Origin of the sequence: Streptomyces neyagawaensis, from assembly GCF_023516595.1 — a bacterium.
Classification (GTDB): Bacteria; Actinomycetota; Actinomycetes; order Streptomycetales; family Streptomycetaceae; genus Streptomyces; species Streptomyces neyagawaensis.
The window spans coordinates 70,160-88,213 of sequence record NZ_JAMGBG010000029.1 but is presented as its reverse complement, the minus strand read 5'-3'; the positions used below and the strand labels follow the sequence as shown (position 1 = coordinate 88,213).

Below are 18,054 nucleotides of genomic sequence, written 5' to 3'. Positions count from 1 at the left end.
CATAAGGTATTACCCGGAACCTTTTATGGGAAGGGGGTACCGCCACATGTCGCGGACAGGGGCGGGACCAGAGAGTCCGTGGGCCGACGACCGGCTGGCGTCCGTACTGCGTCCGGTGCGGGCGGGCAACGGCTTCGAGGAGGCCCTGGAGCAGATCCTCCAGGTGGTCCGGCTCGGCCTGGTGCCGGGCGGCGAGCGCCTGCCGGCCGAGCGCGACCTGGCCGAACGGCTCGGGATCAGCCGGGTGACGCTGCGCGAGGTCCTGAAGGTGCTGCAGGATCAGGGGTTGGTCGAGGCGCGGCGCGGGCGCTACGGAGGAACGTTCGTGCTGCCGCGCGCCGAGACCCCGGGCGAGGACGAACTGCGCCGGCGGCTGAAGGACATCGACGTCGAGGACACGCTGCGCTTCCGCGAGGTGCTGGAGGTGGGCGCGGCGGGGCTGTGCGCGGCGCACAGCCTGACCGACGAGCAGGCCGAGCGGCTGCGTACGGCCCTGTCCCGGACCCGTGACGCGCCGCTCGCGGAGTACCGCCGCCTGGACACCCTGTTCCACCTGACCCTCGCCGAGCTGTCCGGCTCCCCTTCGCTCGCCGCCCAGTACGCCGGTGTGCGCGCCGGGGTGAACGACCTGCTCGACTGCATCCCCCTGCTGGTGCGCAACCTGGAGCACTCGCAGCAGCAGCACACGATCCTGGTGGAGGCGGTGCTCGACGAGGACGCCGAGGCGGCACGGGAGATCATGCGGGAGCACTGCGCGGGCACGGCGGCCCTGCTGCGCGGCTTCCTCGGGTGAGACCCGGGGCCCTGCGGGCAGGCCCGACGGACACGGATTTACGGCCGCTTAACGCAGGGGTATTGCTTTTCGGCCACCGACCCCACAAAGGTATGGATCCATTCCTTTGAGTGGGGAGAGTGCCCATGTCCCTGAAAGCCACGGACACCGTCGACGCGGCGGACGATTACCTGGAGCGCAGAACGCTCCGCCGGGGCAGCGCCGGCTGGGTCCTGCTGACCGGCCTCGGCGTCGCCTATGTCGTCTCCGGCGACTACTCCGGCTGGAACCTCGGCCTGGAGAAGGGCGGCTTCGGCGGCCTGGCGATCGCCACGGTGCTCATGGGCACCATGTACGCCTGCATGGTCTTCGCCCTCGCGGAACTCTCCGCGATCCTGCCCACGGCGGGCGGCGGCTACGGCTTCGCCCGCCGGGCGCTCGGCCCGTGGGGCGGCTTCCTGACCGGCACGGCGATCCTGATCGAGTACGTGCTCGCCCCGGCCGCCATCGTGATCTTCATCGGCGACTACGTCGAGTCGCTGGGCCTGTTCGGTCTGACGTCGAGCTGGCCGGTGTACCTGTTCTGCTTCGCGTTCTTCATCGGCATCCATCTCTGGGGTGTCGGTGAGGCGCTGATCGCCAGCTTCGTCGTCACCGGTTTCGCGGTCCTCGCCCTGATCGTGTTCGCCCTGGGCGCGCTGCCCGACTTCAGTGTGTCCGCGCTCGACGACATCCCGGTCGACACGAGCGCCTTCGGCGCGAGTTCCTGGCTGCCCATGGGGCTGCTGGGCATCTGGGCGGCGTTCCCGTTCGGCATGTGGTTCTTCCTGGGCGTCGAGGGCGTGCCGCTGGCCGCCGAGGAGACCAGGGACCCGGCCCGTACGCTGCCGAAGGCCATCCGCTGGTCGATGGGCGTCCTGGTGGTGCTGGCGGTGATCACCTTCTTCGCCGCGGCCGGGGCACGCGGCTCGGCCGCCATCCAGGACGCCGGCAACCCGCTGGTCGAGGCGCTCCAGCCGGACGGCAAGGCCACAGCGCTCAGCCTTTTCGTGAACTACGCCGGCCTGGCGGGCCTCGTGGCCTCGTTCTTCTCCCTGATCTACGCGGGATCGCGCCAGCTCTTCGCGCTGTCCCGGGCCGGCTACCTCCCGCGGGTCCTGTCCCTCACCAGCGGCCGCAAGGCCCCGTACCTGGGGCTGCTGGTGCCGGGCACGATCGGCTTCGCCCTGGCCGCCGGCACCGGGGACGGCGGCCTGATGCTGAACATCGCCGTCTTCGGCGCCACCATCAGCTATGCCCTGATGTCCCTGTCGCACATCGTGCTGCGCCGCCGGGAGCCGGGGCTCGAACGGCCCTACCGCACGCCGGGCGGGATCCTGACCTCCTCGGTCGCTCTCGTCCTCGCATGCTCGGCACTGGTGGCGACGTTCCTTGTGGACGTGACGGCGGCATTCATCGCGCTCGGCGTGTACGCGGCCGCGGCGGCGTACTTCGGGCTCTACAGCCGTAAGCACCTGGTGGCGAAGGCACCGGAGGAGGAATTCGCGGCCCTGGCCGCCGCCGAGGCAGAGTTGGCACGGGACTGACGCGTTCCGTCCCGCAGTTCCACGCATTTCATCAGTCAGGAGCACGTGTGACCAGGCCGTTGATCGGTGTGAGTACGTATCTGGAGTCCGGCGCGCGCTGGGGCGTCTGGGAGCTGGAGGCCGCGTTGCTGCCGGTCGGCTACCCCCGGCTCGTGCAGGCGGCGGGCGGCGTCGCCGCGATGCTGCCGCCGGACGACCCGTCGTACGCCGCCGCGGCGGTGGCCCGTGTCGACGGCCTGGTCATCGCGGGCGGCCCCGACGTGGACCCCGTCCACTACGGCGCGGAGCGCTCCCCGCGCTGTGGGCCTCCCGCGCCCGCGCGGGACGCCTGGGAGCTGGCCCTGATCCACGCGGCCCTGGCGGCCGGGACGCCTCTGCTGGGCATCTGCCGGGGTATGCAGCTGCTGAACGTGGCGCTCGGCGGCACGCTCGTCCAGCACATCGACGGGCATGTGGCCGGGGTGGGGGTCTTCGGCCGTCACTCCGTGAAGCCGGTGCCGGGGACCCGTTACGCGGAGATCGCACCCGAGGAGGCCGATGTGCCGACGTACCACCACCAGGCCGTGGACCGCCTCGGAGAGGGCCTGGTGGCGTCGGCGTTCACCACGGACGACGGCACGGTGGAGGCGGTCGAACTGCCGGCCCCCGCGTGGGTCCTGGGCGTCCAGTGGCACCCCGAGATGGGCGAGGACCTGGGAGTGATGCGCGCGCTCGTCCGGGCAGCGTCCTGACGGCGGACGGCCGCGGAGAGCCAGGGACGCCGAGGGCCTGGGACGCCGAGGGGCTGGATGTCCCGGGGCGAAGCCCGGGGCATCCAGGGGCGCGGGGAACTGCGCGACAAGCCACGACGCACCCGCGGTCGACACAGGACCGGCCCCACGGGGTCAAAGGCGCAGTGCCTCGCGGCTGCGCCCGTCCACCCGGCGGATGAGGTCGGCTGTCCGCCGCAGGCCGGTCGTGGCTGGTCGCGCACTTCCCCGCGCCCCTGAAATGCCGGGGCTACGCCCACGGCATTTCACCGTCAGTCGGCGGCCGACGTGCCGCCCCGGGTCAGCCCCAACAGGTCCCGTGCCGGCCCCGCCGGCCGGTGGCCCGTCGGCCAGACCGCCCGCAGCGCACGGCGGAGGCGGACCCCGTCGACAGGGATGCGGACGAGCCGGCGGGCGGACAGCTCCTCCCCCAGCGCCAGCTCGCTGAGAACGGCCGGCCCGGCCCCGCTGAGCGCGGACGACTTGACCGCCGTGGTGGACGACAGCTCGATCAGCGGCCGGGCGAGCCCGCCCAGCGCCGACTCCAGCACCTGCCGTGTCCCGGACCCCTTCTCCCGCAGGATCAGCGGCGTCGACGCCAGCTCCGCCGCGTCCAACGGCCGGCGCCGACGCGCCCATGGGTGCCCGGGCGCCGTCACCACGATCAGGTGGTCGTGCGCTATCACGACCGCGTCGAGCCCGGTCGGCACCGTCGGCCCCTCCACGAACCCCAGGTCCGCCTCGTCCGCCAGCAGCCGCTCCGCGACGATCGTGGAGTTGCCCGCGAGGAGCGACACCGCGGTGTCCGGCCGCTCGGCCCGCAGGGCGATCAGCCACCCCGGCAGCAGATACTCGGCGATGGTCATGCTCGCGGCGACCCGGAGCCGAGAGTCCCGCCGGTCCCGCAGTGCCTGCGCGCCCACGTCGAACGCCTCGGCCGCCTCCACGATCCGCCGGGCCCAGTCGGTGACCAGCGCCCCCGCGTCGGTGAGCCGGGAGCCGCGCGGCGACCGGTCGACCAGGGCCACGCCGAGCTGCCGCTCCATGGAGCGGACCCGGCTGCTCGCGGCGGGCTGGGTGATCCCCAGCTCCCGCGCCGCACGCCCGAGCGAGCCCAGCCGGGCGACGGCCAGCAGCAGTTCGAGGGCCCCCAGATCCGGCACCCGATGGGCCAGCCCGCCCCGTGGCTCCTCCAGCTCACTCATAACGCCAGCTTATGTCCCCATACACACGGACTCCCTGGTGGCCCCGCCCCGGCGGCGAGACGCTCACTTCATGGTCACCCCAGTCCGCCGCGTCCTCCCGTCCCCGCCGGCCACCCCGGCGCGCCCCACGGACGCCCCCTCCCCCACCACCGCCCCGGCAGGCCCACCCCCGGCCGCCACCGCGACAGGCGCACTTCCCACTGCCACCGTCCCGGCAGGCACTCCTCCCACCGCCACCAGCCCCGCAGGCCCACCCAGCACCGCCACCGCCCCCACCTCCTCAGCGCCCCTCTCCCCCGCCCTCCGAGCCGCGTCGTTCCGCCACCTCGGCCCCCAGTGGTACGCCCCGGTCATGGGCACCGCGATCGTCGCCACGGCCGGTGCCGGGCTCCCCGGGGACCTGCCGGGCGTCCGGGCGGTCTGCGCGGCGGTCTGGGCCCTCGCGCTGCTCGCCCTGGTCGCCGTGCTCGGCGCCCGCGCCCTGCACTGGCGCCACCACCGCGACCAGGCCCGCGCCCATCTCCTCGACCCCGCCGTGGCCCCCTTCTACGGCTGCCTCTCCATGGCGTTGCTCGCCGTGGGCGGCGGCGCCCTGGTCGTCGGCCGGGACTGGATCGGCGTGCGGGCGGCCGTCGCCCTGGACGCCGTGCTGTTCGGGTCCGGCACACTCGTCGGGGTCGGCGCTGCGGTCGTCGTGCCGTATCTCCTGATCGTCCGGCACCGTGTGGAGCCCGGCCGGGTCACCCCCGTCCTGCTGCTCCCCCTCGTGGCGCCGATGGTGTCCGCCGCGCTCGGCCCGCTCCTCGTGCCGTACCTGCCGCCCGGTCAGGCCCGGCAGACCCTGCTGTTCGGCTGTCTCGCACTGTTCGGGCTGAGTCTGCTGGCCACGCTGCTGATGCTGCCGCTGGTCGTGGCGCGGCTGGTGACGGCGGGGCCGCCGCCGCTCGCCGTGACTCCGAGCCTGTTCCTGGTGCTGGGGCCGCTCGGCCAGTCGACCACCGCGGCCGGGAACCTCGCGGACGCGGCGCCCACCGCCCTGCCCGCGTCGTCGCCGTACGGGCCCGCCCTCGCCGTCCTGTACGGGGTGCCGGTCATGGGTTTCGCGCTGCTGTGGCTGGCCCTGGCGGGGGCGCTGGCGGTGCGGGCGCGGCGGCGGGGCATGGGGTTCTCGATGGCGTGGTGGGCGTTCACCTTCCCGGTGGGCACATGTGTGACCGGCGCGGAGGGCCTGGCCCGGCACACGGGGCTCGTCGCCTTCATGGTCCTCGCCGTCGCGCTGTACGCGCTGCTGCTGGCGGCCTGGGGGACGGCCGCCGTCCGTACCGTGCGGGGGCTGGTCAGCGGAGAGCTGCTCGCAGGGCCCCGCCGAGCACCTGTGGTGCCTCGGTCAGCGACGGCCCGTACCAGGTGAGGTGGCGGCCGCTCAGCAACGCGCACGGCAGGCCGGGGAACGCCTCGGGGCCGTCGTCGGCGGTGAAGCGGTACGGCTCGTCGGGGAGGACCACGACCTCGGGGTCGGCGGCGCGCAGCTCCTCGACGGGCACCTTCGGGTAGCGCTCGGCGTGCCCGCCGTACAGGTTGTCCACGCCGAGCCGGGCGAGGACGTCTCCGGCGAAGGTGTCCCGGCCGAGGACCATCCAGGGCCGCCGCCAGATGGGCACCACGGCTCTCGTCCGGCGGCCCGGGTCCGGCAGCCGGGTCCACGCGGACTCGGCCTCGTCGAGCCAGCCGGGCCGGGACCGGGCGCCGCAGGCACGCAGGAGGCGGTCCAGTTCGGTGAAGGCCTCGGGGACGCCGCGCACCTCGGTCACGAGGACCTCGACGCCCGCCTCGCGCAGGGCGGTCAGGTCGACGGGGCGGTTCTCCTCCTCGTTGGCGACGACCAGGTCGGGGGCGAGCTTCACGATCGCGTCGACCGAGGGGTTCTTGGTGCCGCCGATCCGTACGACGTCCAGATCACCCGGGTGGTCGCACCAGTCGGTGGCGCCGACCAGCGCGCCGGGGAGCGTGACCGCGACGGCCTCGGTCAGCGACGGGACGAGGGAGACAACGCGCGGCACGGCGTCACTTCCCCCTGCGATGCCGGTCCTCCAGCGCCTCGATGTGGTCGGCGACGGCGACCACGACGACACGGGTGTCGGGAACGGTGGCCCGCCAGCGGTGCCGTACGCCACCGGACATGTACAGCGTGTCGCCGCGCCCCAGCCGGTGGGCGCGGCCCTCGGCCTCGACCTCGACGGCGCCCTCGACGACGTACATCAGCTCGTCGTTGCGGTGCTGGACCTCGCGGCCCTCGTCGTGGTCGCCGGTGAACTCCATGGCGTGCAACTGGTGGTGACCACGCACCAGGGAGCGCGGGCGGGAGACGGGGGGCGTGAGGGAGTCGTCGTCGGCGCGCACGACATCGACGCTGCACGCCGGGTCGGCCGCGGCGAGCAGTTCGACGGCGGTGGTGCGCAGGGCGTCCGCGATGCGTTCCAGGGAGGGCTTGCTGGGGCGGGCCCGCTCGTTCTCGACCTGGCTGAGGAAGGGAACCGACAGGCCGCTGCGCTCGGCCACGGCCGAGAGCGTGAGCTCCAGTGCCCGGCGCCGCCGCCGGACGGCCGCACCCACCCGAAGGGGCTGCTCTTTGTGGTCGCCCATAGCTCCGGCTCCCTCCTTCGCTCGTCGCTCTTGGTCCGGGGTCTTCGTTCACAGGTCGGGCCGAGGGGCGCCCACGGCTCCGAATACGGATGGCCGACGGCCCGGCACTCATCCGGCGCGGTTCTCCTGATGAGTTCTCTGCACCCTACGCATGTTCGGCAAACCGTTTCACGCGCCCGTCACATCCCCGTAAACCCGGTGAGGGGCCATGCTCACAGTTCACGCCAGCGAGGGAGCCGCTCCGGCCGCCCGTCCGGGCGCGCGGTGTGATCCCCTCGACACGCCCCGTCACCGGTCGGGGCGGTCAGCCGGACCGTAGTTGACGCTGGGTCGCGCACGAGTGCCGGTACCGGTCGCTGAGTTCGAGCCCGGCCCGGCCGCGCGCCGCGGAGCGGTTGTCCGGATCTTTCCCGTACGCCAGTACGTGAGCGCCCCGCCCGTTCGGCACGGGCGGGGCGGGCGGGGCGGTCACGTCCGGATCGCCTGCCGGAGGGTCCTCGGCGATCCGGCTCGTCGGCTAGCGGGTCCCGCCTACCGGGGCGAGCTTGTCGACGATCCCCGGGTTCTTCCTCAGCCAGGTCCTGACGCCGTCCTCCTGGTGGCCCTTGCCGGCGTCCTCGATGGCGCCCTCCAGGGCGGTGAGCTGTGCCTCGGTGAGCTTGAAGTCCTTGAGCCACCGGGCGACGCGCGGCTCCTTCGCGGCGAAGCCCTTGCGGCCGAGGGTGTGGATCCCGTCGCCCGAGCCGAAGGCCTTCCTCGGGTCGGCCAGCTTGGTCAGCCGGTACTTGTCGTACGCCCAGTGCGGCGACCACAGGGAGACCGCGATCGGCTCCTTCTTCGCGTACGCGCGGTCCAACTGGGCGAGCATGGCGGAGGTGTTGGACTTGACGAGCCGGTACTCGCCCTTGAGGCCATACACGTTCTGAACCTGGTCCTCGTAGAGCTTGGTCTCGCCGGCGCCGGGTTCGATGCCGTAGATCTTCCCCTTGAAGAGTCCGCCCTTCCCCTTGAGGTCGTCGAGCGTCCTGACGCCCTTGACGTAGGAGGGGACGGCGATCTCCAGCGAGGTCCGGTCGTACCAGGCGCCGTAGTCCTCCAGCTGGTCCCGGTACTTCTTCCAGTACGGCGCGTGGGTGGCCGGCAGCCAGGAGTTGGTCTGGATGTCGACGCTGCCCTGGGCCTGGCCGTTGTAGAGGGCGCCGACCTCCAGCGACTTCACCTCGGGGGTGAACCCGCGCTGCTGGAGGATCTCCTTCCACAGATAGGTGGAGGCGACGCCCTCGGGCCAGTCGATGTAGCCCATGCTGACCGGGCGGCCGTGGCCGACGTCCGCCGTGACCTTCGGCACCTCGTCGGCCCTGCCGAAGGCATTCAGGCCGCCGGCGACCAGGGCGAGGACGAGGACGCCCACCATGGCGAGGGGGGTGGCCGGCTTCCAGCGGAGGAAGCGGGGGCCGCCGAGCGCCGCGTCGGCCTTGGCGAGGGCGCGGCGGCCGAGCGGGGACACCCGCTGGTTGAGGGCGCCGGTCATCCGGTCCAGGTAGATCGCGAGGATGACCACGGCGACACCGCCCTCGAAGCCGAGGCCGACGTCGACGGAGCTGATGCCGTCGTACACGGTGGAGCCGAGGCCGCCACCGCCGACCATGCCCGCGATGACGACCATCGACAGGGCCAGCATGATCACCTGGTTGACGCCCGCCATGATCGTGGGCAGCGCCAGCGGCAGCTGCACGCGCCACAGGGTGCGGCGGGGGTGGGTGCCGAACGCCTCGGCGGCCTCGACGAGTTCCGCGTCGACCTGCCGGATGCCCAGCTCGGTGAGGCGTACGGCGGGCGGCATCGCGAACACGATGGTGGCGACCATGCCGGGCACCGGGCCGACACCGAAGAAGAAGATGCCGGGGATGAGGTAGACCATCGCCGGCATGGTCTGCATGAGGTCGAGCACCGGCCGCACCGCGCCGCTGACGGCGCGGCTGCGGGCCGCCGCGATTCCGATCGGCACGGCGAGCGCGAAGATGATCAGGCAGGAGACGAGGACCAGCGCCAGCGAGTTCATCGCGGGCTCCCACTGCTCGATCGAGTCGATCAGCGCGAGGCCGGCGAAGGCAAGCACGGCGGGCAGCGGACCGCGCAGCCACAGGGCGAGCACGCCGAGAATACCGGCGAGGAGCAGGGGCTCGGGCGCGGTGAGCACCGCGTTCGCCCCGTCGTACATGTGCTCGACGACGGTCTTGACGGCGTCGAAGAGCCAGCCGAGGTGGACGCGCAGCCACTCCACGCCGTTGGCGACCCAGTCGCCGAGGTGAACCCTAGGCACGGGCGGTCACCACCTTCGGGGCGTCGTCGCCCGCGGTGTCACCACGACGGGCGTCGCCACGCGGGGCATCGCCACGACGGGCATCGTCGCGCCGGGCACCGTCCGGCCGGGGTGTGCCGGCCACAGGTGCGGCGCATGCGTCGGCTCCACCTGGCGCGGCTTCGCACGGCACGGGCGCGCCCCGCTCGTCGCCGAGGAACCCGACCAGCCGCTGCCGCGGTACGACGCCGACGGGCGACCGGGCGCTGTCGACCACCGCGACCGGGTGGGAGAGCCGGGCGCTCAGCGCGCACAGCTCGGCGAACGGGGTGTCGGGGGTGGCGGTGGCGCAGCCGCAGTCGGCCTCGTCGCCGCGTACGGCGGTGTCCATGACGGCACCGGCGGTGAGCACCCGGGAGCGGTCGACGTCCTGGGTGAAGGAGGCCACGTAGTCGTCGGCGGGCCGGACCAGGATGTCCTCGGCGGTGCCGGTCTGGACGATGCGGCCGTCCCGCATGACGGCGACATGGTCACCGAGGAGCATGGCCTCGTTGAGGTCGTGGGTGATGAAGACGATGGTCTTCTTCAGCGTCTTCTGCAGTTCCAGCAGCTGGTCCTGCATGTCGCGGCGGATCAGCGGGTCGAGGGCGCTGAACGACTCGTCCATGAGGAGCAGGTCGGCGTCGGTGGCGAGGGCGCGGGCCAGTCCGACGCGCTGCTGCATCCCACCGGACAGTTCGTCGGGCCAGGACTTCTCCCACCCGGCGAGGCCGCACAGGGCGAGCGCCTCGGTGGCGCGCGCGTGGCGTTCGGCGCGCGGCACGCCCTGGACCTCCAGGCCGTAGGCGGCGTTCTCCAGCACACTGCGGTGCGGGAACAGCGCGAAGTGCTGGAACACCATGCTGATGTTGCGGGCGCGGACCTCGCGCAGTTCGCGGTCGCTCAGCGCGGTCAGGTCCCGGCCGTCGAAGCGGACGTGTCCCGCGGTGGGCTCCAGGAGCCCGTTGAGCATGCGCAGCAGGGTGGACTTGCCGGAGCCCGACAGGCCCATGACGACGAAGATCTGGCCCGGTTCCACCGTGAAGGAGGCGTCGATGACGGCCGCCGTGGTGCCGTCGGCGCGCAGTTCCTCGCGCCCGGCGCCGGCCCGCAGCCGGTCCACCGCCTCCTCCGGTCGCCTGCCGAAGACCTTGTACAGGCCGTCGGCTTCCAGTCTGGATGACTCCCTGGCTGACACATGCACCTCTTGGATCGTGACGAAACGGCCCCCTCCCCGACGCTCGGGCCGACCGTGGAGCTCGGCGGGATCGGCCCGCCCGCGCCGGTCCCGCTGACGCGGCCGGCGCTGCTCCGGGGCCGCGCCTGCCCTGGCGGCACCGCCCGAAACGCGACAGTGGCCCGCTTCACAGGGCCGTCACCGCTGGTCAGAGGTGTTCACGGAACGGGACCCCGCCTCCCATGCAGGGGGCGCGGCGGTTGCGTCAGGGGCCCGCTGTCGGCGCCGTACGGCATGATGCGGGACGTGACTGGACGTCTGATGCTTCTCGACACCGCCTCCCTCTACTTCCGCGCCTATTTCGGTGTGCCCGAGTCCGTGAAGGCCCCGGACGGCACCCCGGTGAACGCGGTGCGCGGGCTGCTGGACTTCATCGACCGCCTGGTGAAGGACCACCGGCCGACGGACCTGGTGGCCTGCATGGACGCGGACTGGCGGCCGCAGTGGCGGGTCGACCTGATCCCCTCCTACAAGGCGCACCGCGTGGCCGAGGAGCACGAGGCGGGGCCGGACGAGGAGGAGGTGCCGGACACGCTGTCGCCGCAGGTACCGGTGATCGAGGAGGTGCTGGACGCGCTCGGCATCGCGCGCGTCGGCGTCGCCGGGTACGAGGCGGACGACGTGATCGGCACGTTCACGGCTCTCGCGAAGGACCCGGTGGACATCGTCACCGGCGACCGCGACCTGTACCAGCTGGTCGACGACGAGCGGGGCATCCGCGTGCTGTATCCCCTCAAGGGCGTGGGCACCCTCCAGCTCACCGACGAGGCGCTGCTGCGTGAGAAGTATGGGGTGGTCGGGCAGGGGTACGCGGATCTGGCGCTGCTGCGCGGCGACCCGAGCGACGGTCTGCCGGGAGTGCCCGGCATCGGTGAGAAGACGGCCGCGAAGCTGCTCGCGCAGTTCGGCGACCTGGCCGGGATCATGGCCGCGGTCGACGATCCGGCGGCGGGACTCACGCCGTCGCAGCGCAAGCGGCTGGACGGGGCGCGTCCGTACGTGGCGGTCGCGCCGAAGGTGGTACGGGTCGCCTCGGACGTACCGCTCCCCGATGTCGACACCGCCCTGCCGAAGGCGCCGCGGGACGCGGCCGCACTGGAGGCCCTGGCCGCGCGCTGGGGGTTGGGAGGGTCGCTGCAACGGCTGCTCACCACGCTCCAGCGGTGAGGGCCACGGGACCGGGCCGACGACGGTACGGGTGGGGCGTACGCCGGGGGGTGTGGTGGCACTTCGGTGGTGAGGAGGTTGAGGCGCGACTCACATCACGAAGTTGTCGTCCACCGGTCGAGCATGGGGTGCATTCCGGGGGGAGATGATAACTTAGGTGAGCCTTACTAGGTTTTCGGGAGGCCGTCATGGCAGAGCGTCCGGTACGCAGGAGCCCCAAGCCCCACTCCGCGCGAGTCGTCCGCACCGAGCGGCTCACCCCGCACATGCAGCGCGTCGTGCTCGGTGGCGACGGTCTCGCCGAGTTCGCCACGCGGGGCAGCACCGACCATTACGTGAAGCTCCTGTTCGGCCCGGACGGCGTGACGTACCCGGAGCCGTTCGATCTGGAGCGGATCCGGGCGGAGATGCCGCGGGACCAGTGGCCTGTGACCCGGACGTACACCGTGCGCGCCTGGGACACCGAACTGCGCGAGCTGACCGTCGACTTCGTGCTCCACGGCGACGAGGGCCTCGCCGGCCCCTGGGCGACCCGCGTCCAGCCGGGCGAAACGGTACGGCTCCTGGGCCCGGGTGGCGCGTACGCGCCGAACCCCGAGGCCGACTGGCATCTGCTCGCCGGGGACGAGAGCGCCCTGCCCGCGATCGGCGCCTCCCTGGAGTCCCTTCCCGACGGCGCCCGCGCCTACGCGTTCATCGAGGTCGCCGGCCCCGAGGAGGAACAGAAGATCGACTCCGACGTGGACGTGGTCTGGCTGCACCGCGGCGACCGCCCCGTCGGCTCCCTGCTCGTCGAGGCCGTCCGCGCGCTGGAGTTCCCCGAGGGGCGACTGCACGCCTTCGTCCACGGCGAGGCGGGCTTCGTCAAGGAACTGCGCCGACTGCTCCGCGTCGAACGCCAGATCCCCCGCGAGGACCTGTCCGTCTCCGGCTACTGGCGCCTCGGCCACAACGAGGACGGCTGGCAGGCCACGAAGAAGGAGTGGAACGCCCGCGTGGAGGCGGAACAGGACGGCGCGACGGCGTCCGCGTGAGGCGATCGCCGACCACTCCGCGGGCCCGCACGCGATAACCGCGAACTCGCACCGGAGTCGCACCGAGCGTGCACACGTCTTCGCCGCGCGCACCGCGCCCACCTCGGCTCAGGTGGCGTTCGTCGCCGCGTCGACGAACCGGGCCAGCGCGTCCGCGAGCTGCTCCAGGCCGGGGCCCGCCGGGCCGCCCGGCTCGGCCATGTAGACGTCGCGGCGGATCTCGATCATCAGGGCGGTGACCCTTGGGTCCTTCCCGTAATACTCCAGCGGTACGTACGCACCCCCGAACGGGCTGTTGACGCCCGTCCCGCCGAACCCCGCGAACGCCTCCTCCGCGAGGCCGAGAAGCGCGGGCGGCGTGTGGAAGGGGTCGCTCCCCAGGCAGATCGGCGGCCGGGGCCCGTCGCCGTGGAGCTCGTAGGGGAGGCGCTCGCTCGGGTACGAGTGGACGTCGACGACCACGGCACGCCCGGCGGCTTCCAGGCGCCGCGCCACGGCGTCGGTCATGGCGGCGGCGTACGGCAGGAAGTATGTGTCGACGAGGGGCCGTCCGTCGTGCCCGTCCGGGCGGAGGGCCTCCCGGTGCGTGGTCCTCGTATAGACGGCGCCCATCCCCACGGCCAGCATCTCCTCCCGCTCGTCGGGGAACCGCTCGGGGTCGACGACCAGCCGCGAGAGCTGGTTGACGAACCTCCAGGGCGTGGCCCCCGCACAGGCGGCGGCCCGCTCGGCGATCCGGTCCGTGTGCGCGTCGGTGATGTGGTCCAACTCCCTTTCCAGCACGGCGTCATCGAGGACGATCCCCTCCCGTACGGCGGCGGGTATCACCCGTGAACCGTGCGGCACATGCAGGAGCACGGGGGATTCCGGAGCGCCCGGAAAGAGCCGATGGGCGGGCGGCACGTCGGTCATCCACGGCTCCTCGCGGTGGGGTGGTCCAGGGAGTGGTCCAAGGGCCGCTCAGCATAGGCCGACGGGAATCCCGGCCGCCGCACGCGACCGGCGGCCACGGCGGTGCAACACCTGACTACCGGAGGCAACCCCTGCCCGCACGCACCACACCCACCCGCCTCAGGCACCCTCACCAGCCCACCGCACGCCACGCCCCCCTGCCTCACGCACCCCCGCCCACCCGCCGCGTGCGCCCCCTGCCCGCTGCACCCCCAGCAACCCGCCGCGCGCGCCACCCACCTGCCCGCCCCACCCCCAACGACCCGCCGCACGCCACACCCTGCCGCCGCACCACCCACCCCAGCCGCCCGCGATCCGCCCTCCCGTGAGGGTTTGGGCTCGCCGTGGACACGGTCGCGTGACACGCACGACACGAGGCTCCCCTAGCTTCTGTCCCCTCATTTCTGTCACCCGACAGGAATTCGCGTCACCGCCGCGCGAACGCTCGTGCCGCTTGTTGCGAAAGCAGGTTGCCGCCATGACGAGCACCTCCCCCGCCGACCTCCGCCCCGACCCGCCCCGCTCCCTCGACGACAGCTCACTGACCGCGTTCGGCTACCGCCAGGAACTGCACCGCAGCCTGGGCCGGTACGCCTCGTTCGCGGCCGGTTTCTCGTTCATCTCCGTCCTGACGACCGTCTTCCAGTTCTTCGCGTTCGGGTTCGCGTTCGGCGGCCCGGTCTTCTTCTGGACCTGGCCGGCCGTGCTGCTCGGCCAACTCATGGTCGCCGCCTGCTTCGCGGAGCTGGCGGCGCGCTATCCGATCTCGGGCGCCATCTACCAGTGGTCCTCCCGACTGTCGAACGCCACGTTCGGCTGGTTCGCCGGCTGGATCATGGTGATCGGGCAGATCGTAGTGGTCGCGGCGGCCGCGCTCGCCCTGCAGATCGTGATGCCCGCGATCTGGTCCGGCTTCCAACTGGTGGGCGGCGACCCGGCGCCGACCAGCGCCACGGGAGCGGCGAACGCGGCCGTGCTCGGTGTGGTTCTGCTGGCGCTCACCACGCTGGTGAACGTCCTGGACAACCGGGTGCTGTCCATGGTGAACCGGGTGGGGGTGACCGCGGAGATCATCGGGGCGATCCTGATCATCGTCCTCCTGCTGACGCACGCCGAGCGCTCCCCCGGCATCACCTTCCACACCGCCGAGGGCAGCACGGACCTCCTCGGGGCGCTGCTGGTGGGCTCGTTCATGGCGGCGTACGTGATGATCGGCTTCGACAGCGCGGGCGAGATGAGCGAGGAGACCCACCACCCGCGCCGCACCGCGCCCCGGACGATCCTCACCGCTCTGGGCGCGGCGGGACTGCTCGGCGGTCTCATCGTGCTCGGCGGGCTGCTCGCCGCGCCCAGCCTCACCGACGGCCGACTGGCCGTGGACGGCCTGAGCTACGTCCTGACGAGCAGCCTCGGCGACGGTGTGGGCCGGTTGCTGCTCGCCGATGTGGTGGTGGCGATCGCGGTGGCGACGCTGGCGATCCAGACGTCGGCCTGCCGCATGCTGTTCTCGATGGCGCGCGACGGCCAACTCCCTTTCTCCGCACGGCTGGCGCGGGTCAGCCCGCGCACGGGCATGCCGGGCGCGCCGGCCGTGGTCGTGGGCGCCCTCGCCGCGGCCCTGCTGCTCCTGAACTTCGTCTCGCCGGACGCTTTCCTCGCCATCGGCACGACCTGCATCGTGATGCTGTACCTGGCGTACGCGATGGTCACAGGCCCCCTGCTCGTCCGGCGTCTCAAGGGCACGTTCCCCGCCGGAGGCACGGACGAGACGGGCAAGCCCCTGTTCTCCCTGGGCCGTTGGGGCCTCCCCGTCAACGCCCTCGCCCTCGCCTACGGCCTGTTCATGACCATCAACCTGGCCTGGCCCCGGGCCGACGTCTACGACCCCTCGGGAAGCGGCTGGTGGTTCCAGTGGTTCACCCTGTTGTTCCTGCTGGTCACGGTAGGTGTGGGGGTGTTGTACAGGCTGACGCGCGGCTCCCGTGTGTCCGCGGCGGGGCCCGCGCCGACAGACCCGACCCTTTGACCATGCGGGCGCACCCCCATGTCACCCATCCGGCCTAATGACCGTGCACGGAGGTCACGGACGAGCCCCTCATCGGCGGCGCGCGGGGAAGGGCGGGTGTGACACCGTGCATCCGGCCGCCGTGGAATCCGCTCCGTGCGCCGGTCGATACGCCCTTTTGGGTATCCGCGAACCATCGCATGGTGCCAAGTGGCGAGATCCGAAGGTGAGTTGACGGCACGAGACGGTGCCGCACCGCGACCCGCCGGAGGGGGGTGTCCCCATGCCCGCTACGGTCGGCGGTCCACACGACTCCCGAAAGCACACCGATGCGGTCATACGACGATGCGTCACCAATACGCGCCCGCCGGAACATGTTCCAACTTCGAACAGTTGACGAAACCCATTCAGCCACTGGAAGGTGGATGCGATCCATGACCTGACCGCCTTCGGCGCGGTCGTAACGGTGGCGACCACCCATCCAGCGCGCGGATCGGCGGTCGCCCCCAACGACTGCGGCCGACGCCACCCACTCCGCTACGCCATGGACGGAACCCACTCGACCGGGCTCCGCCAGGAGGCCGGATTCGCTCCCGAATCCACCTCACCGCTAGCCGTAACACACCGAGCACAGCGTGTAGTTCACGTACTTTGGTCGACTCCGCCATCCGGAGGGCATCGTGAAAAGCTCTGCTCAGGCTCAGTCACTCGGGGCCTCAGTGACCCCGCAGTCATCTTGTGCGCCCAGTGGCGACTCAAGTTTAGCTCCGAAGCCGTCGATGCCGTGTTCCTCTCAAGCCGAAAGGCCTGAAAATGACCGTTCCTGCCAGGTCTTGAACACCCGACGGGAGATCAGTCACCCGATGGTTCAGCACCGCCCTACGTCGCCTGTGACCACGGCCATGGGCTGCCGGTCACAGGAAGGCGCAAGAGGAGGCAGGCCACACGAGGAGGGAGCAGCCAGTGGTTGAGCTGCCGAGTCTGATGACCACGGTGGGCCACGGGCCTCCTCGCCGGGCTGCGCCGATTTACGAGTTCTGTGGGTGGCGCAACTCGGTCACGTGGCTCCTGTCCGACCCCGATGCCGTCGCCCTGTCCCGAATGCTCTGCCATGCGATCGAGGCCAGGGCCGCCAATGCCAGTCGCTCCGCGTTACGAGCGCCCCGCTCGACCTTGGACGTGGTTCGGTCTCCCGATCTCTGGGCGGTACGCGCCCTGCTGCGTCGCGAGCAATGGCAGGTGAACTGGCAGGCTCTGCTCGGCAGGGACACAGGGGGGCTGCTGTCCACCGCCTGTGACCGGCTGATGCGGACGCCGTCGGGGCCGCCGACGGTCGGGGTACGGGAGGAACTGCTGGTCGACCGGGCCCAGGAGTGGTGCCGAAGGGCTGTGGGAGGTACGCCCTCCTACTCGTTCGCGATGGAGATGTCCGGTCTCTTCACCGCTCTGTGCACCGCCCCCGGGTCGAGCAGTGCTCTCGAGGCCAGGACCACTTTCCTCTGGGGAGTCCTGGCGGGGGTCAGCGAGTACTACGCGGGCACGGTGCCGCATGAGCGGGAGATCGGGCGCCTCGCCCGGGAGGCGATAGCCGCATCCCGGGAATGTGTCCAGTCGCACGGGGAAGGGGGCGAACTCGTGGTCGCCGCCCAGGCGGAGTGCGGGTCGGTCCAGCTCGTCGACAACCTGACCGGGATCCTTCAACTGCCCTATCTCTTCACGACCGAGGAGTACATCCGGATCAGGGGCGCCGACATAGGGGTGCACATCTACACCGTCCAGGACGACCTCTCGGGCCGATACCGGGAGATCGCCGATGAGACCACGATGGTGGCCGTCCTCGCCCACGACCTGATCGATCAGGGCCGCGACGCCGACAACGGCAATCGCAACAACCTCGGTCTGCGGCTGTCGGAGCGGGAACAGCTCTGGGACATCCTGGAGGTCTGTCTGAGCCACACGTGCGCCGTCGGGGGCGAGCAATGGCAACGCGTCGTCGCCGGCTTCGTCGTGGGTACCTGCCTCTACGCGCGTGGGGGTCGGGAACGCATGCACGACGGCACCCGGACCACGGTGCGCAAGAAGCTCCGCCCGAGCGTGGAGTGGACGTACGCGCCCCAGCTGGCCGACTACTTCTCGCGGGCCGAATGCACCTGCGTGGAGGAGGCCGGTCAGGTCGACGTCGGCCCCGAACTGGACAGGCTCTACGCCGACAGCTCGACCATCGTTCGTGGCTGGCTGCATGGCCGCTGGGATGCGCATTTCGACGTGGCGGAGCTGCAGCGGCTCGCTCTCGCCTGTACGTCTGCCGTACGGAGCGGCAGTTCGCTGTTCGCCGGTCGGAACGGAGCGGAAGTGATCCCCTGA

Annotated in this window: 14 protein-coding genes; 8 read left to right on the top strand and 6 right to left on the bottom strand. The window is 71.9% G+C overall.

Annotation, left to right across the window (positions count from 1 at the left end; all coding sequences use genetic code 11):
- The first annotated feature begins 46 nt into the window (after positions 1-46).
- The 3 genes from M8J73_RS15345 to M8J73_RS15335 all read left to right on the top strand — a co-directional run bounded on the left by M8J73_RS15345 (position 47) and on the right by M8J73_RS15335 (position 3,089).
- Positions 47-793 (top strand): FadR/GntR family transcriptional regulator, encoded by a 747-nt coding sequence (locus M8J73_RS15345; protein WP_055537961.1) that lies wholly within the window; start codon positions 47-49, stop codon positions 791-793.
- 125 nt (positions 794-918) lie between these two features.
- The gene (eat, locus tag M8J73_RS15340) at positions 919-2,358 is read left to right on the top strand and encodes an ethanolamine permease (protein ID WP_055537960.1); all 1,440 of its coding nucleotides are present in this window, start codon (positions 919-921) and stop codon (positions 2,356-2,358) included.
- A 47-nt stretch (positions 2,359-2,405) separates the two neighbouring features.
- Positions 2,406-3,089: a gamma-glutamyl-gamma-aminobutyrate hydrolase family protein gene (locus tag M8J73_RS15335; RefSeq protein WP_055537959.1), complete on the top strand. Its 684-nt coding sequence runs from the start codon at positions 2,406-2,408 to the stop codon at positions 3,087-3,089.
- 290 nt (positions 3,090-3,379) lie between these two features.
- Here the strand turns inward: M8J73_RS15335 and M8J73_RS15330 are convergent, their stop codons facing one another.
- Positions 3,380-4,312: a LysR family transcriptional regulator gene (locus tag M8J73_RS15330; protein ID WP_249828726.1), complete on the bottom strand. Its 933-nt coding sequence runs from the start codon at positions 4,310-4,312 to the stop codon at positions 3,380-3,382.
- Between the two features lie 352 nt (positions 4,313-4,664).
- Here M8J73_RS15330 and M8J73_RS15325 point away from each other — a divergent pair, with 352 nt between their 5' ends.
- The gene (locus M8J73_RS15325; RefSeq protein ID WP_249828742.1) at positions 4,665-5,723 is read left to right on the top strand and encodes a TDT family transporter; all 1,059 of its coding nucleotides are present in this window, start codon (positions 4,665-4,667) and stop codon (positions 5,721-5,723) included.
- Here the strand turns inward: M8J73_RS15325 and M8J73_RS15320 are convergent.
- The 4 genes from M8J73_RS15320 to M8J73_RS15305 form a co-directional block, all read right to left on the bottom strand.
- On the bottom strand, positions 5,650-6,372 hold the full coding sequence (locus M8J73_RS15320) for a helical backbone metal receptor (protein ID WP_249828725.1): 723 nt from the start codon (positions 6,370-6,372) through the stop codon (positions 5,650-5,652). The two genes, M8J73_RS15325 and M8J73_RS15320, sit on opposite strands and share 74 nt — an antisense overlap.
- Before the next feature lie 4 nt (positions 6,373-6,376).
- Positions 6,377-6,955: a helix-turn-helix domain-containing protein gene (locus M8J73_RS15315; RefSeq protein ID WP_249828724.1), complete on the bottom strand. Its 579-nt coding sequence runs from the start codon at positions 6,953-6,955 to the stop codon at positions 6,377-6,379.
- 517 nt (positions 6,956-7,472) lie between these two features.
- A complete protein-coding gene (locus M8J73_RS15310; protein WP_055542805.1) occupies positions 7,473-9,278 on the bottom strand; it encodes an ABC transporter permease/substrate binding protein in 1,806 nt (601 codons plus the stop codon).
- The gene (locus M8J73_RS15305) at positions 9,271-10,500 is read right to left on the bottom strand and encodes a quaternary amine ABC transporter ATP-binding protein (protein ID WP_372503949.1); all 1,230 of its coding nucleotides are present in this window, start codon (positions 10,498-10,500) and stop codon (positions 9,271-9,273) included. The genes M8J73_RS15310 and M8J73_RS15305 overlap by 8 nt, the downstream gene beginning before the upstream one ends.
- 270 nt (positions 10,501-10,770) lie before the next feature.
- On the opposite strand from M8J73_RS15305, the gene M8J73_RS15300 reads away from it, so the two are divergent.
- Together M8J73_RS15300 and M8J73_RS15295 are read left to right on the top strand one after the other, a co-directional pair.
- Positions 10,771-11,700 (top strand): 5'-3' exonuclease, encoded by a 930-nt coding sequence (locus M8J73_RS15300; protein ID WP_240501747.1) that lies wholly within the window; start codon positions 10,771-10,773, stop codon positions 11,698-11,700.
- A gap of 188 nt (positions 11,701-11,888) precedes the next feature.
- Entirely contained in the window at positions 11,889-12,734 is an 846-nt protein-coding gene (locus M8J73_RS15295; protein ID WP_055542807.1) for a siderophore-interacting protein, read from the top strand.
- A 108-nt stretch (positions 12,735-12,842) separates the two neighbouring features.
- On the opposite strand, the gene M8J73_RS15290 is transcribed toward M8J73_RS15295, so the two are convergent.
- Positions 12,843-13,646: an N-formylglutamate amidohydrolase gene (locus M8J73_RS15290; protein ID WP_055542808.1), complete on the bottom strand. Its 804-nt coding sequence runs from the start codon at positions 13,644-13,646 to the stop codon at positions 12,843-12,845.
- 517 nt (positions 13,647-14,163) lie between these two features.
- On the opposite strand from M8J73_RS15290, the gene M8J73_RS15285 reads away from it, so the two are divergent.
- On the top strand, positions 14,164-15,711 hold the full coding sequence (locus tag M8J73_RS15285) for an amino acid permease (RefSeq protein WP_249828723.1): 1,548 nt from the start codon (positions 14,164-14,166) through the stop codon (positions 15,709-15,711).
- 1,218 nt (positions 15,712-16,929) lie between these two features.
- Positions 16,930-18,054: a hypothetical protein gene (locus M8J73_RS15280; protein WP_240501166.1), complete on the top strand. Its 1,125-nt coding sequence runs from the start codon at positions 16,930-16,932 to the stop codon at positions 18,052-18,054.

Coding starts and splice junctions, on each gene's coding strand:
- M8J73_RS15345 (WP_055537961.1), top strand. CDS start 47: ATGTCGCGGACAGGGGCGGGACCAGAGAGTCCGTGGGCCGACGACCGG.
- eat (WP_055537960.1), top strand. CDS start 919: ATGTCCCTGAAAGCCACGGACACCGTCGACGCGGCGGACGATTACCTG.
- M8J73_RS15330 (WP_249828726.1), bottom strand. CDS start 4,312: ATGAGTGAGCTGGAGGAGCCACGGGGCGGGCTGGCCCATCGGGTGCCG.
- M8J73_RS15325 (WP_249828742.1), top strand. CDS start 4,665: ATGGGCACCGCGATCGTCGCCACGGCCGGTGCCGGGCTCCCCGGGGAC.
- M8J73_RS15315 (WP_249828724.1), bottom strand. CDS start 6,955: ATGGGCGACCACAAAGAGCAGCCCCTTCGGGTGGGTGCGGCCGTCCGG.
- M8J73_RS15300 (WP_240501747.1), top strand. CDS start 10,771: ATGCGGGACGTGACTGGACGTCTGATGCTTCTCGACACCGCCTCCCTC.
- M8J73_RS15295 (WP_055542807.1), top strand. CDS start 11,889: ATGGCAGAGCGTCCGGTACGCAGGAGCCCCAAGCCCCACTCCGCGCGA.
- M8J73_RS15290 (WP_055542808.1), bottom strand. CDS start 13,646: ATGACCGACGTGCCGCCCGCCCATCGGCTCTTTCCGGGCGCTCCGGAA.
- M8J73_RS15285 (WP_249828723.1), top strand. CDS start 14,164: ATGACGAGCACCTCCCCCGCCGACCTCCGCCCCGACCCGCCCCGCTCC.